We start from the raw sequence: 14961 nt of genomic DNA, 5'->3' as shown, positions 1-14961 counted from the left end.
ATAGCATTTACGGTATTTTAACATGCAAGATAGTAAGATATCCTTACACACAAAGAAATGTAAGTGCTATCATAATCCGTTCGTCAAATATCGACAATCCAGGAACTAGGGGGGAACGAGGGGTCAGGTTTCTCGTTCCATCATAACTAGATTAAGGAAATGACACTTTGGAAACTCCTCAATCAGCGCCGAAGGCGCTTTGTGGGAACGAGGGATCAGGTTTCTCTTGTCCCATTTGAATAGCGGATACTCCTTTTTTGGGAACGCGGGGTCAGGTTTCTCGTTCCACTGGCACAACAGAACTGACCCCTCGTTTCACTCTTATGAATAATTCAGTCGTTCCTGCAGAATATACTATACTTCACTTTTTTATTGATACAAGACTTAAGTTTCGTATCCTTAACCAATTTGATCATAACGGAACGTCAGATATTAGTGTAGGCGAGAGCATCGTTAAAGCAGAGATATACAGCAAATATCTTGCTATACCCGACCAAAGACCTATTTTGTATGGTGTGAGTTTTAATATTACTAATGGTCCAGTTGGATTTTATTATCCAAAAGAACCCGGTACATATTACATCCATACAAAATTAGCAACTGCAAATATGGAGCCCAGCTATTTTACGTTTTTTATCAACTACGATGGAAAAAAATTAAAATAATGAAATTGAATACTTGAGGTTACTTTTAATAGAACAAAGGGTCAGGTTTCTCGTTCCACTGGCACAACAGACTTGACCCCTTGTTTCATCATTTATTGAATGTGTGGAAATACTTCTTTTTGCTTTTCACTTCCAATTTTATGAGAAAGCAAGTCACCGTCATATCCCTCAGTCATAATCCCTATGATAGATAATTTCAGGCTACTATCACTCACTTCATAATCTAAACCTAACTGAATACCTTTTAATTGCAGAATTTCTTTTGCGATTTCCGGCCTGAAGCATAAATTCACTGAAGGTTTATTTGCTATGGAAGGATAACACCATGCATCCTGCACTACTCTTGGTGGTAAGTCAAAAAAATGTTTAGCAATAAATTCTGAAGTTCTATATAAATATTCAGTGCCTTTGCCTACATCTCTAGTAAATTCATCTTTTATAAAATCATTTATAATCCTAAGCTTCACCAATTGATTAGAACTTAACTCATGTTGTTGTTCTTGAACATTGAAGATTCCCATACAATTTGCTTTAATATCTTCAGTAGCTTCATATTGTATGAGAGCAAACGGTTGATTGTATTTAATCTTAGTTTCTTCAATTGCTGTTATTGCATTAGGAGAAACATAGAGTAGTGACTCGTTAGGACGGTGTAGTCTACCGTACGTCGTCACTAGATTAGCAGGACAGTTCCATGCATCTTGTACAAAATTCATTTGTTCTAGCATCTCTTTCTGTTCTTTGAATGGCCTGATTCGGTTGAAAATGGTTCCTTTAGGATAGATAACGTTGTATGTGTAAAGCATTGACTTGCCTTCAAATGTTATTACATCGTAAAATGCGTCAATCAACTGCCTATCGGTTAATTTTCTGATGTTTAGACTTCTAAACTTTGAAATTTTACTTAAAAGTTCCTCTATATTAATAGAATCTAAATAGCTTTTCAATCAAACACATCCCTTCTAAGGTATATTTTACCTTTTGATAGTGATTATTACCAGTTAGTGTAATATTTACTTTGTAAAAATCCTGCAATCATATTACCTATTACTTCATATCCTTTTGGAAAAGGTGTAGACCATTAGCCAGGTAGAACAAGAGTCAGATTTCTCTTTTCACTGGCACAACAGACCTGACCCTTCGTTTCTTCTTTCCTACTTATTCTTCACCTATACTCCCCGTTACTTCAGCAACCTCTATGACTAATTAAGTTCAGACAACAAAGCCACACACTACCTAAGCAGGAATTTCACAAGCAATACTACATGTTTGCTATCAAGCGTAACAAGTCTTCATGTCTCATATGATTAACGACACTCCGTATGATGGCCCACCAAACTACAATCCCGATAAAGGACCTGTAGAGAAGCAAAACGACCTCATCGAAACACACGCTACATTCAACCATCCGCTCACGATGACTGCTTCCAACATTTTATCAGAAAATTAACACAATATCTGGAAACCTATGCTAAACTAAAAAACGTATTATTCTTATTGTTTAGCTAAGCTGCATGCACAAGTAGAAATGCGTTGTGCTTAGCATAACAATCCAATTAAAAGGATAGGAATGATCACACGAGCTAAAGCTCCCCCAGGTGAAATTGGATATTCTCCATACGGACTCTGGAGCGTCTATTCCACGATGTCCAAGCACTTTAAAGTGAACACATCTACATATGAAGCCGGCGTGAAAATCGCAAAGTTTGTCCCAATCTATTATTTTCTCTTAATTGCTAAGAATATTTTTGACCGTTACCTTGGAAGGCTACCCGTAGAAGAATCCTTTAGTTCAATATGGTTTATCTCCTTCGTAGCAGACGGCATATTAATCCTTATTTATATTCTTCTCCTCAAAACCGTATCTGCTGGATTATTGGCGTTGTCAGAGCTCCATGCTACTGATGATGAAGAGAAAAGCACTGAAGTGTTTTAGTAGTGGAACGAGGGGTCAGTTTTGTCGTTTCACTGGCACGACAGAACTGACCCCTTGTTTCTCCCCCTTTAAGCGCCCCTTCATAGTATTATTCCTTCAGAAAATATACCGCCCCCCCCTACCATTACACAAAATTCAAGCAAAAAGAGAGACCAGAATACCCCAGTCTCTCTCAGCCCAATCTATATAAGAAGTTATATTACTCCTTCAACCCCTAAAGATCTTCCCCATTCGTATCAATAACATTTTTATACCAATAAAAAGATTTCTTTCTGCTACGATCAAATGAACCACTACCATCATCATGCTTATCGACATAGATAAAACCATAACGCTTAGACATTTCACCGGAAGATGCACTTACTAAGTCAATACATCCCCAAGCAGTATAGCCCATTAATTCCACGCCATCGTCAATAGCTTCGCCCATCGCTTTAATGTGCTCTCTCAAGAAGTCAATGCGATAATCATCGTTAATGCTACCGTCTTCTTCTACTTTATCGTATGCACCTAAGCCGTTCTCTACTACGAATAACGGCACTTGATAACGGCCATATAATTCATTTAATGCAATACGAAGACCAACCGGGTCAATTTCCCATCCCCAATCACTCGCTTTTAAGAATGGATTTTTCACGCCACCAATTAAATTCCCTTGACCAATCTCTTCTGGTGTTTTGTTCTTCTTATCGGTACGCGACATATAGTAACTGAAGGAAATGAAATCAACCGTACCTTGTTTAATTAACTCAAGATCTCCGTCTTCCATTTTGATGTTAATATCATTCTCTCTGAAGTAACGATCGATGAAGCTTGGATATTCACCACGCACTTGTACATCACCACAGAAATTATTGAAAATCAGTGACTCTTTTTGCGCATATAATACATTTTCAGGATTGCTATCAAAGGAATAAACAGGAGCATAGATCAGCATGCAACCAATTTGTGAACCCGGAATAATCTTGTGTCCTAGTTGTACAGCTCTCGCACTTGCAACAAATTGGTGATGAAGCCCTTGGAAGCTGTCTTGCAAACGTGTTTCTTCACATTCAGGTGAGAATCCCAGACCGAAAATCGGCATGTGTGTAGCACCGTTAATTTCATTAAACGTTAACCAATATTTAACTTTATCTTTATAGCGATTGAAAAGAACCGTTACATAGCGCTCAAATAATTCAACCAACCCTCGATTTCTCCATCCACCATATTCCTTGATAAGATGCAGCGGTGTTTCATAGTGCGCGATCGTTACTAACGGTTCGATATCGTATTTAGCTAATTCATCAAACACACGATCATAAAATGCCAACCCTTCTTCATTCGGCTCTAATTCATCACCATTCGGAAAAATACGCGACCATGCAATACTCAAACGAAATGTCTTGAATCCCATCTCTGCAAACAATGCGATATCTTCTTTATAACGATGATAGAAATCAATACCCTCATGATTCGGATACGTATATTTTGACTCATCGATTTCAAAATCAAATCCAGTAGATGACAATAGTTTAATTCTATTATCCTTACCACCAGGCAGCACATCAGCCAAATTAAGCCCCTTACCACCCTCTTGATACGCACCTTCTAGTTGGTTAGCGGCAGTAGCCCCACCCCATAGAAAACCCTTTGGAAATTTATATTCACGCATTAGATTACCTCCTGATATTGATACACTATCTTTATTACAAACATTAAAACAAGACTTTTATATACGCAAGAAAGAAAGTATACAGGATACTTTCCTTCTTGGTATTTATTTACTTAATTGATCACTGTTATTACTACATTCTTAGAATGCGACTTAATGCTTGTGAATGTAGTTAGACTATCCAGCGGAAGAAATCCACTTTGACTCCTGCGGGACTAGCGGCATAAGTGAGACCCCGCAGAACGACAGTTCGAGGAGGCTCACTAGCCCCCCGCGGAAAGCAAAGTGGATTTCTGGAGCGTGTACAAGCACCCCCTAGGTTACGTCACAACATCATTAAACAATCACCGCTTCTATAAAATGATCTCCAACTTCTACTGTCTTAGATTGAGTCACAACAATCTCACTGTAATCAGCACTATTCGTAACAAGCACAGGAGTCACAACCGAATAACCAGCTTTTTTGATTTGCTCAATATCAAAGTCCACAAGCTGTTGGCCTTTTTCAACCCGATCTCCTTGCTTAACATAAGAAGTAAAATGCTTTCCATCTAATTGAATCGTATCCAATCCAATGTGCATCAATATTTGAGCACCAGAATCAGTCGTTATTCCTACTGCATGATTCGTTGGAAATAGTGCAGTCACTGTACCTGCAACTGGTGAAATTAATTTCCCTTCCGTAGGGTCGATCGCCAGCCCTTTTCCAAGTGCGCCAGTTGAAAATGCCTCGTCTTTAACTTCAGATAATAGCATTACATTTCCTTTAAGCGGACTAACAATTTCTTCGTCTTTACGCTCCGTAGAACTAGTAGTAGCTTGTTGATTATTAGTTTCTTCACTTCTTTGCTTTTTACTTAAACCAAAGAAATAAGCAAGGATAAAACCTAATACCAAGTTTACTGCCATTGCGGTCATACCGCCCCAGAATCCGACGTCTAGACCTTCAGGGCCAATTTTAGACGGGATACCAAATACACCAAGTCCACCCATCATATATACTTTAGTACCCGCAGCTGCCATAATAACGCCACCAACTGCAGAGGTGATCAGTGTGATAAAGAATGGTCTTTTTAACGGTAGTGTAATCCCGTAAAGCGCCGGCTCTGATACACCAAAGACTGCCGAAATAGCTGCCGGAATACTGAGTGTTTTTATTTTTTGATTTTTAGTTCTAAGCATTACACCTAGCACTACACCAGTTGTTGCTAAAGATGTTGCTGAAATCATTGCTAGTATATAGTCATAACCCATTACAGACAGGTTGTTGATTGCGATTGGGATGAAACCCCAGTGAAGCCCAAACATAACAAACACTTGCCATAAACCACCAAGGATCAGACCAGCCAATAGTGGACTTACTTCATATGCCCAGTTCGTACCTTGACCTAAAAACGCACCAACCCACGTAGCAATTGGCCCAATCACTAGGAAAGTAAGTGGCACAACTACTAATAACGTACTAAATGGAACAAGAAATGTTTTTACAACATCAGGAATCACTTTTGTAAACCATCTTTCCAACTTCGCACCAATGAAAGCTGCCAGTACAATCGGAATAACAGAAGATGCATAACTCATTAAAATTACAGGTATTCCAAGGAATGTAATATAAACAGGTGACTCAAATAATGTTCCTTGAAATAAGGTGTAAAGCGGATCGCCACTCGTTAGACCTGACAAAGTTGGATAAACGAGCGCCGCACCTATGGCCATACCAACAAAATGGTTTCCACCAAATTTTTTCATTGCTGTAAAGCCTAAGAAAATAGGAAAGAAATAGAACAAAGAATCGCCAATAGCATGTAAAATATAATAAGTTCCAGATGTATTCGGGTACCATTCGAGTGCAACAAACAAAGCATTAAAACCTTTAATCATTCCCGTAGCAGCTAATACACCGAGTACTGGTGCAAATATTCCAGATATCATATCAACAAATTGGTTAAACAAACTTTGTTTTTCGCCATTCTCTTCATCATCTGATGATGATTCGGTGTCAAAACCTCCAGCAGCTAGTACTGCCTTATAAACATCAGGTACATGGTTCCCAATGACCACTTGATATTGGCCACCACTTTTCATAACCGTAACAATACCATCCATATTTTTTAACACATCCGTGTTCGCCTTATCTTCGTCTTTTAATTTAAAACGCAGCCGCGTGACACAATGGACAACACTGTTAACGTTTTCTTTTCCGCCGACATTTTTAATAATGTCTTTTGCCAACTGTTCGTATTTCATGCTAACCCCTTCTTTCTCCTATCAATTTTTAAAGCAAGAGATAATGCGTGTCTTGTAGCGGATTATCTCTTGCTGAACCCCCTTTTAAATCGTGCAATAATGCTACCACCATATAGTTTTCTAGGCGAATTTATAAATCCGTCCCATTTGTTTCAATCACTTTCTTATACCAATCAAATGATTTTTTCTTATAGCGTTTACCTGTACCATTTCCTTCATTATCTCGATCGACATAAATGAAACCGTAGCGTTTTTTCATTTCACCAGATCCTGCACTAACAATGTCGATACAGCCCCAAGATGTATAGCCTAATAATTCAACGCCATCATCGACTGCTTCGATCATTTGTTTCAGATGGTCGCGCATATAGTCAATACGATAATCATCCGCAACCGTGCCATTCTCCAATTTGTCCACTGCTCCTAAGCCATTTTCTACAATGAACAACGGTTTCTGATAACGATCGTACAAGTTATTCATCGTTACGCGTAAACCAACCGGATCAATTTGCCAGCCCCACTCTGATGCTTCAAGATGTGGATTATCTAATGAACCAAATGCGTTACCAGATTTTTCACCTGCATTTATTTCCGGATCGGCACTAGTTAATCGTGATGAATAGTAGGAAAACGAAATGAAATCAACTGGATATTCCTTTAGTAAGGATTCATCGCCCTCTTTCATCTTCAGTTCAACATTCAATTCACGAAACATTCGTGTGGTGTAAGATGGATAAGCCCCACGAGATTGGACATCGATAAAGAAATATTGCTTTTGGTTTTCTTTTACCGATTTCAATAGATCTTCCGGATGGCAAGAATAAGGATAGATTTCACCAGCCGCTAACATACAGCCGATCATAAATTTGTCCCCATTAATTTCTCTTGCCGCTTTTGTTGCCAAACTAGAGGCAACAAGCTGATGGTGTGCTGCTTGAAACTTTACTTGGTCTGCATTCTCATCTTCATCGATGATTAGACCGCCACCAAAGAACGGAATGTGAAGTAGCATATTAATTTCATTGAAGGTTAACCAATATTTCACCTTATCCTTGTAACGTTCGAACACAACCTTCGCATAGCGCTCGTAAAACTCCACTAACTTACGATTTCGCCAGCCACCATATTCTGTTACTAAATAGAGCGGTGTATCGAAATGATTTAAGGTAACCAATGGCTCAATCCCATACTTCTGACATTCTGCGAACAAATCGTCATAAAATTGAAGACCCGCTTCATTTGGCTCTAGTTCATCTCCGTTTGGAAAAATACGTGGCCATGAAATCGATGTACGAAACACCTTAAAACCCATTTCGGCGAATAACTTAATATCTTCTTTATAGCTATGATAGAAATCAATTGCCTCGTGGCTTGGATAATGGTGATACGTTGTCTCTAACACCTTGTTAGGATGAAATAAAGCATCCCAACGTTCTTTTCCTGATGGCAAAATATCCACCAACGCCATTCCTTTTCCGCCTTTTTTATAGGCACCTTCTGCTTGGTTCGCTGCGACGGCACCGCCCCATAAGAAATCTTTCTGTAAAGGCATCTATGATCTCTCCCTTCCTATTTGATAAAAAACCTAGTCCACTCGAAGCGCCATATCCAATTGATAGTAGACAAAAGCACGCTCTTCTCCATCGATGTGTTCCTTGATCCAGCTCTTCAGATGCGCAGCTGAAATCAGAGCAGATTGGTTAACTTTTTTAAAATCTGATTGCAACAATGCGACTTTCGCTTTGTCTTTGATCGAAAAGACGACTGCAAGATACCCTTCTTTCACACTGTGATTGGAGAATTTAATATCTTCACAAACAATTGCTTGCTTGCGATCAAGGACCTTATGTTCTGCTACTAAGTCCTCGATACTATTTATTTGATCCAGCCCATAATAGCTATACAGGGAATCTGGAGCTTCATTTTCTTTCATGATTCGCTTTAGTTTTGTTATCATTTCAAACTCTTTGACAGGATCATCTAATGGATTTTCTTGGTTCGGATCTTGTTTATAATGAAATAATTTATTGCCAAACCGCTGATAACTTTTAGCCATCCAATCGGTCGTCTTCATCTTTAATGTGCTAATCCCTTTCGTAAATGCGAAGGAATTATCGAGTTCAGCACCCGCTAGTTCATCTGCTGTAAAGCGCCGATTCATTCGCATTGGCATTAAGGTGTACTCATGAAGATACTCCTCATTCCCAGGCATTGGCCCTCGCATGTAGACATGGTCTTCATCAACGACATTAATATTGCTACCAAACGTACCAAATAAAGCAGCGTCATGTATGACCTCTTCCGATTCAATAACCGAACGAAGTGGCTTGCCTTGCATGAATTCCGGGATATCCAAACCAAAGTATTCTAACAAGGTAGCTGGTACATCAATATTTTGCGCTAACTGATTTCTCGTTTCATTTTGGACGCCTACTTGTGGATTCCATATAAAGAACGGTAAATGCGCAATTTCGTTGTATACCGGCATGATGTTTTTGCCCCACCACTCATGTTCACCTAGCAGTAGACCGTGATCGGTATTAACGATCAACATCGTATCGTCCCACATGTTGTTTTCGTCCATAAAGTCGAGTACTTTTCCTAAATATGCATCACACATCGTAACTAGCGCTTTATAATATCCTTTAACCGTCTCTGTTTTTTCTGGAGTAAAATCATCGTGTGAATATAATAACCAGCCATTAAATTCATCTTGAGTGATGCCATACATGTTCAAATATTGTTCTGGTACAAAGAATGGCTCGTGCGGATCAAAGCATTCTATTTGTAAAAACCATTGATCTTCGTTTTTGTTATCTCTAAGGAATTCCAAACCTGCCTCAACAGTTCTATATAACGAATGATCTTCCTCATTTTGCATGTATTCGCGGTTAACTAGATCTTGTGAAATACTTCCCGCTTTTCGTTTTTTCGCAAAATCAGGAAGGTTTTCTAACCCTTCTACTTCCATATTCTTATTAACTCTTGCCTTCCAATTGTCGCCTTCCTGGCCACGAATCAATTCGTAGGAAGAATAGCGTGTATGATAAGTAGCGCCACCATCTCGCCAGTAATGTTTATGATCCGTAACAAGGTGTGTGTATACGCCACTTTGTTTCAAAATTTCAGGCATCGAGTCATCAAAAGGCTCAATCGGCCCCCATCCACGATGCAGGAAATTGTAACGTCCCGTTTGCAAATCTCTTCTCGCCGGCATACAAGGTAAACTTCCAGCAAAGAAGTTATCGAATTGAACCGATTTTCTCTTTAACCGGTCAAAGTTAGGTGTACTTACATCAGAAGTATCATATGGACTTAAATAATTTCGTTTTAACGTATCAAACATAACTTGAATCGCTTTCATTCATGCATCTCCTTCCGCAAGCATTTCTCTGTTGTACAATAAATTATAGGTGATGATAAGTTGGAAAAGAAGGGTTTGGAGGGACTTTGGGAAACGGTTTCATGGATTGGGAAGGAATGCGGGGGGTGGGATGATCAGGGCCTGGCATCGGTGAGGGGTGAGGGGTGGGTCGGGCGGCTTGGTCATCCACGGTGGGGTGATTTTGCATTGGATTCGTTGAGCACACGGCGGGAGACGCTGGGGCTTTTTTGTTATCTTTTGTCTTTTTAAAAGTTTAATGTGGTAATTAATGAAAAAAGCAAAACTTCCATTTTGCATGGGAGTTTTGCTTTGGTAGTATTGCTTTATTCAATTGAGATCGCGTTTTTACATGGGTAATTGGAAACAATGTTGACGAATGAGCTTACGCCGTGTGATTTATGCGGGAGGCGGAGTGGTTGGCGAAGTGTGGTAGGCCGCTTTCGACAGTTCTGACTGGACATCACCGTGAGATCTACCGAATGTGGGCTGCTTTCGACAGTTCTGAATGGACATTCCCGTGAGTTCTACCGATTGCGGGCCGCTTTCGACAGTTCTGACTGGGCATCATCGATGAGATCTACCGATATCGTGCTTCTCCCGGAAGTTATCAAAGAAACACTATGAAAGCGGTAAGGATTTGGCGGCCACACAAGCGCTTATTTTGCCTGTAATACCAGTTTTGCTAATTTGACGGCCACCACAGCACTTATTTACTAATAACAGCATACTGAAACATCCGATTCACCCAAATAAGTGCGCTGGTGGCCGCACAATTCTATTAATGCCGCTTTTGTCACAGATAAGCGCCGTGGTGGCCGTCAACGGCTCACCACCACCCCCGGCAACAACCATTTAGAAAAACATCCTTGAAACAAGTGCAATCACAATAGCATGTAATAACCCTAAAACCCTTGTCCAACCGTCACTTATTCTTCAATGCTTTATTCTTATATTCAAAATAATTATAAGCTAGGATTTCAATAACAATGTGAAAACCACTCGACGAAGAAAACCAATTGCTAATTACTGTCGATTGACTATTTACATTTACTGAAATTCCAAAATCAGCATTATTCATCAACCAATTGTGATGTGATCCTGTTATTGCAAGAATCTTTACGTTCTTTAGCAAAGGAATACTAAGCGCCTCCTTAAGCGCTGCATTGTTCCCTGAACCTGAAAATATAATAAGTAGGTCTTCTTCTGCAAGCCTTTCCGTTACCAATTGATATATATTTGTACTTATGTCCATAGGAAAAATTTGCATGTTTTTACCGATCCCCAAAAACATCCTTTGCATTTCTTGCGCCAAACTTTGCTGCATGAGACCAGTCCCGGTAATATAGACATTTGCACTTTTTTCAATCACTTCACAAATTTTACCAAGATCCATATTGTTCATCTGATTGACCGTTTGCTCTACATTGTTAATCAGTATTTTCCCGAAATCTTCTTGCGTAATAGGATTTTCGGCTAATTGATTTTCCCACTTCATAAAGTTTCGCATTTCCGTATACCCAGAAAACCCCAACTTTTGCGCAAATCGTAATACAGAAGATTTAGAACTCAAGCTTTTTTTAGCAAGTTCATTAATCCCCAACTCATAGATTGCCTCTTTATTTTCCAAAATAAACTTCGCTAACACCTTCTCCCCTTCACTAAAGGTAGTATGATTATCATTAATAAGTTCTTCTATTTTCACTATCATCACCTACTTTTATAATTTTCGGGGAACGAGGGGTCAGTTTCCTCGTTCCACTGGCACTGCATTCGGGAAATGACACTTTTGGATGTTCCTGTATTTCTAGTTAAATGGCCCAGTGACACGCCTTCTACTTTTTATTCTAAAATAATCTCATTTCTTTGCTCTTTTGTTGTTGAAACGCACTGTTATTTAATCCCCCCATCTGTGTAAGATAGGTTCGAATCTCATCGTCGAAAAGAAATAATTAGCAGTGTTAATTGAATAAAGCTAAAGCGGAACAACAGAACTGACCCCTTGTCTCTCTATCACCATCCATATATAATGAACAAAAAGATGGGGCACTAGATAAAGGGGCCAAACAGATGAATATCCTAGTATTAAAAACATTCTGTCTCGTAGTGGAGACGGGTAGCATTAATCAGGCTGCTAAAACTTTATATTTATCCCAACCAGCAATTACAAAGCAAATACATCAAATCGAAACGGAATACGGCGCACTTCTATTCAATCGTAAAGATGGTCGATTAACACTTACCGACAGCGGCAATGTGCTATATCCGTTCGCCAAGTCGATTGTTCAAGATTTCTATCAATCAAAAGATGCTGTTGCTGCCAATATGGAAGGGTATGAAGAAACTTTAAAAATAGGTGCCAGTCTAACGATTGGAGAATACCTACTTCCCGATTTACTCGGCAAATTTAAAAAGAATAATCCCGACTTTCATGTATCCTTATATATAGACAATACCCCAAAGGTGCTAGAGCTTCTGGCTGACGATATGATCGACCTTGCCTTAGTGGAAGGCCTTGTAGATGATCCCAAATTATCAATCGATAAAGTAAAAGAAGATGAGCTCGTTCTCATCCACGCACCTGATCACCCTTGGAGCAAAAGAAGTGAGATTGAAATCGAGGAAATAGTTCAAGAGCGAATGATTTGGAGAGAGCCTACATCAGGTACAAGGGCTATCATCGAAAACTTTTTACATGATTGGGGTATATTAGATAAGGTCGAAAGCTATATGGAACTCGGCAGCACCCAATCGATCAAAAGTGCGGTAGAAGCAGGGTTAGGCGTAAGCATCGTCTCCAGGCTAACAGTTGCTCGTGAAATAGAGCTAGGTTTTTTACGCGAAATAAAAATTCGCGACGCAACATTAAAGCGCAATCTATGGATGGTATGGACGTCTAAAAAATTCACAAAAAAAAGCGTTAAATCCTTCATGGAATTTATCCGGAAAGAATAGTGGAACGCGGGGTCAGTTCTCTCGTTCCACTGGAACAACAGAACTGACCCCTCGTTCCCCCTTTCATTTTAGCCATCCACGACACAACGAAAGCCTAAATTACCTGTGGCACTGTCGATCGTATTAGAACTTCGCGCCGCTACTCGGTACCGGTTACAATACGATTTATGGCAAAGATACGAACCACCACGCATCACTTTCGATTGACCCGTGATTGGCCCGACAGGATTAACTAGTTGTGATAAATCCTGTGTTTGATTAAACCAGTCCGCACACCATTCCCAGACATTACCCGCAACATTGTATAACCCATAGCCGTTAGCCGGAAATGATTTTGCAGGCGCTGTACTCAAATAGCCATCTTCTTCCGTATTCTCTCTCGGAAAATCACCTTGCCAAATATTACAATAGTGCTCACCGTTCGGCGTGAGTTCATCCCCCCAAGCATATAGCTTCTGCTCAAGACCACCTCGTGCAGCATACTCCCACTCCGCCTCTGTTGGCAGACGTTTTCCAGCCCATTTACAAAAAGCTATCGCATCATTCCAACTTACCTGTATGACCGGATGGTCCATCCGATCTTCAATCATTGAGCCCGGTCCCTCTGGCTGATACCAGTAAGCTTCATCCACCGCAAACCACCATGGCGTTTGTGGTAATTGCTTTGTTTTTTCTAACAAGTGCTCTGGGATTAATTTATAAAATACAAATGACCAACCAAAATCCTCCGATTCTGTTACATAGCCTGTCTCTTTTACAAACTCACTAAATTCCTGATTAGTAACAGCATACGCATCTATAGAAAATGGGCCCACTGTAACTTTTCTAATTGGTCCTTCTCCATCTGCCGGAAAGCCTTGATTGTCTTCTGTACCCATTAAAAATTCTCCACCAGGAAGGTATACCATCTTTTCTTTATATTTAATCTGGCTGCTTTGTGCTATATGCTCTGTTTGTTTCTCTGCATTTGTTGTGTTGTCTAAATCATTTCTACTTCCAGCGCAGCAAGAGCTTTGTTTATTGTCCACTTACATCCACATCCTTTAGTAAATACCTATCGTTACTTACTAGTTTACAATACTTTTGTCTACACAAGCCAGACAACCTGTTGATTTTTTTAGTTATACCCTATAACAAATCGTGAATATGCACAGACGGAAAATTCTGAGATGATTAATAGGCAAAACAAATAGGGGGCAACTAGTATGGATGTAACAACAGGATTATTATTACTCCTCATCGGTATCATCGCCGGAGGCTACGGAACCATCGTCGGTGCTGGCGGCGGGTTTATCTTTGTGCCAGCTTTATTACTTATTCTACACATGGATCCTGCCATCGCTGCTGGTTCAGGGTTAGTAATCGTACTGATCAACTCGCTATCAGGCGTTGTTGGATATGCAAAGCAGAAAAATATTCGATACAAAACCGGGCTCACAATTGGGATCAGTGCATTGCCAGGTTCAATTCTCGGGGTTTGGCTACTTCAAGTTTACTCCTCCCAATACTTTTACGTTGTTTTCGCAACAATATTAGTAGCGCTAGGTATCTTTTTATTCAGCAAAAACTTACCATCAAGTAAAAAACAGAAGCTGGCACGTGTGGCACGCGAAAAAGCTGAAGATTTAACTGATTCAACAACAGAACCAGCTGAAAAAATTACGGAGGCAACTCAGTCCAAATGGCTAATCCCACTAGGTTTCTTCATGGGGATTTTGTCTAGCTATCTAGGCATTGGTGGCGGCTGGTTACTCGTCCCAATCTTAATTTACTTATTTAAAGTTCCTACCCATAACGCAACAGCAACCAGCATTTTTTCCTTATGCCTTTACTCATCAGTAGGCGTCATCTCACAACTCTTCTACAGCAGCATCGACTGGATGACAGTAGTATGGGGCGGAATCGGAGTAATAGCAGGCTCCCAACTAGGCGTCCTACTATCACGAAAAATACCAGGCAAAGTGATTATGCAGATGTTGTCGGTTGTATTAGTAGTGATTGGATTTCGCATGTATTTTGGATAAGGGGAACGCGGGGTCAGGTTTCTCGTTCCACTGGCACAACAGAGCTGACCCCTCGTTTCGAAGCACGGGGGGGACGCGGGGTCAGGTTCCTCGTTTCA

Annotated in this window: 12 protein-coding genes; 5 read left to right on the top strand and 7 right to left on the bottom strand. The window is 40.0% G+C overall.

The annotated features are described in order from the left end of the window. Positions 1 to 323 precede the first annotated feature (323 nt). A complete protein-coding gene (locus ACI6MV_RS07690) occupies positions 324 to 665 on the top strand; it encodes a hypothetical protein (RefSeq protein WP_407269698.1) in 342 nt (113 codons plus the stop codon). Between the two features lie 92 nt (positions 666 to 757). Here the strand turns inward: ACI6MV_RS07690 and ACI6MV_RS07685 are convergent, their stop codons facing one another. After that, on the bottom strand, positions 758 to 1612 hold the full coding sequence (locus ACI6MV_RS07685) for a hypothetical protein (RefSeq protein ID WP_407269697.1): 855 nt from the start codon (positions 1610 to 1612) through the stop codon (positions 758 to 760). Positions 1613 to 1968: 356 nt separating this feature from the next. On the opposite strand from ACI6MV_RS07685, the gene ACI6MV_RS07680 reads away from it, so the two are divergent. Together ACI6MV_RS07680 and ACI6MV_RS07675 are read left to right on the top strand one after the other, a co-directional pair. Continuing rightward, the gene (locus tag ACI6MV_RS07680; protein ID WP_407269696.1) at positions 1969 to 2115 is read left to right on the top strand and encodes a hypothetical protein; all 147 of its coding nucleotides are present in this window, start codon (positions 1969 to 1971) and stop codon (positions 2113 to 2115) included. 195 nt (positions 2116 to 2310) lie between these two features. Beyond that, entirely contained in the window at positions 2311 to 2601 is a 291-nt protein-coding gene (locus ACI6MV_RS07675) for a hypothetical protein (protein WP_407269694.1), read from the top strand. 214 nt (positions 2602 to 2815) lie between these two features. On the opposite strand, the gene ACI6MV_RS07670 is transcribed toward ACI6MV_RS07675, so the two are convergent. The 5 genes from ACI6MV_RS07670 to ACI6MV_RS07650 all read right to left on the bottom strand — a co-directional run bounded on the left by ACI6MV_RS07670 (position 2816) and on the right by ACI6MV_RS07650 (position 11589). Continuing rightward, positions 2816 to 4255, bottom strand: a complete 1440-nt coding sequence (locus tag ACI6MV_RS07670) for a glycoside hydrolase family 1 protein (RefSeq protein WP_407269692.1) — start codon at positions 4253 to 4255, stop codon at positions 2816 to 2818. A 336-nt stretch (positions 4256 to 4591) separates the two neighbouring features. Further along, positions 4592 to 6502 carry a beta-glucoside-specific PTS transporter subunit IIABC gene (locus ACI6MV_RS07665; protein WP_407269690.1) on the bottom strand — a complete coding sequence of 637 codons (1911 nt, stop codon included), beginning with the start codon at positions 6500 to 6502 and terminating at the stop codon, positions 4592 to 4594. A gap of 130 nt (positions 6503 to 6632) precedes the next feature. Next, positions 6633 to 8054, bottom strand: a complete 1422-nt coding sequence (locus ACI6MV_RS07660) for a 6-phospho-beta-glucosidase (RefSeq protein ID WP_407269689.1) — start codon at positions 8052 to 8054, stop codon at positions 6633 to 6635. A 33-nt stretch (positions 8055 to 8087) separates the two neighbouring features. Next, complete coding sequence (locus ACI6MV_RS07655; protein ID WP_407269687.1) at positions 8088 to 9866, bottom strand: sulfatase; 1779 nt, start codon at positions 9864 to 9866, stop codon at positions 8088 to 8090. A 943-nt stretch (positions 9867 to 10809) separates the two neighbouring features. Beyond that, positions 10810 to 11589, bottom strand: coding sequence for a MurR/RpiR family transcriptional regulator (locus ACI6MV_RS07650; protein WP_407269685.1), 780 nt, complete (start codon positions 11587 to 11589; stop codon positions 10810 to 10812). Positions 11590 to 11954: 365 nt separating this feature from the next. Between ACI6MV_RS07650 and ACI6MV_RS07645 the strand changes: the two genes are divergently transcribed. Continuing rightward, positions 11955 to 12839 carry a LysR family transcriptional regulator gene (locus ACI6MV_RS07645; protein WP_407269684.1) on the top strand — a complete coding sequence of 295 codons (885 nt, stop codon included), beginning with the start codon at positions 11955 to 11957 and terminating at the stop codon, positions 12837 to 12839. 68 nt (positions 12840 to 12907) lie between these two features. On the opposite strand, the gene ACI6MV_RS07640 is transcribed toward ACI6MV_RS07645, so the two are convergent. Continuing rightward, positions 12908 to 13867, bottom strand: a complete 960-nt coding sequence (locus tag ACI6MV_RS07640; protein ID WP_407269683.1) for a formylglycine-generating enzyme family protein — start codon at positions 13865 to 13867, stop codon at positions 12908 to 12910. A gap of 177 nt (positions 13868 to 14044) precedes the next feature. Here ACI6MV_RS07640 and ACI6MV_RS07635 point away from each other — a divergent pair, with 177 nt between their 5' ends. Beyond that, complete coding sequence (locus tag ACI6MV_RS07635; protein WP_407269681.1) at positions 14045 to 14863, top strand: sulfite exporter TauE/SafE family protein; 819 nt, start codon at positions 14045 to 14047, stop codon at positions 14861 to 14863. Positions 14864 to 14961 lie beyond the last annotated feature (98 nt).

The sequence above is a fragment of the Radiobacillus sp. PE A8.2 genome, from assembly GCF_045635475.1.
In the GTDB taxonomy this organism is placed as follows: Bacteria; Bacillota; Bacilli; order Bacillales; family Amphibacillaceae; genus JBJGXI01.
This window is presented reverse-complemented; position numbering and strand designations above follow the sequence as displayed.

What these genes read in the sequence shown, in the direction of transcription:
- ACI6MV_RS07690 (WP_407269698.1), top strand. Translation starts at nt 324, where the DNA reads ATGAATAATTCAGTCGTTCCTGCAGAATATACTATACTTCACTTTTTT.
- ACI6MV_RS07680 (WP_407269696.1), top strand. Translation starts at nt 1,969, where the DNA reads ATGATTAACGACACTCCGTATGATGGCCCACCAAACTACAATCCCGAT.
- ACI6MV_RS07675 (WP_407269694.1), top strand. Translation starts at nt 2,311, where the DNA reads ATGTCCAAGCACTTTAAAGTGAACACATCTACATATGAAGCCGGCGTG.
- ACI6MV_RS07670 (WP_407269692.1), bottom strand. Translation starts at nt 4,255, where the DNA reads ATGCGTGAATATAAATTTCCAAAGGGTTTTCTATGGGGTGGGGCTACT.
- ACI6MV_RS07665 (WP_407269690.1), bottom strand. Translation starts at nt 6,502, where the DNA reads ATGAAATACGAACAGTTGGCAAAAGACATTATTAAAAATGTCGGCGGA.
- ACI6MV_RS07660 (WP_407269689.1), bottom strand. Translation starts at nt 8,054, where the DNA reads ATGCCTTTACAGAAAGATTTCTTATGGGGCGGTGCCGTCGCAGCGAAC.
- ACI6MV_RS07655 (WP_407269687.1), bottom strand. Translation starts at nt 9,866, where the DNA reads ATGAAAGCGATTCAAGTTATGTTTGATACGTTAAAACGAAATTATTTA.
- ACI6MV_RS07645 (WP_407269684.1), top strand. Translation starts at nt 11,955, where the DNA reads ATGAATATCCTAGTATTAAAAACATTCTGTCTCGTAGTGGAGACGGGT.
- ACI6MV_RS07635 (WP_407269681.1), top strand. Translation starts at nt 14,045, where the DNA reads ATGGATGTAACAACAGGATTATTATTACTCCTCATCGGTATCATCGCC.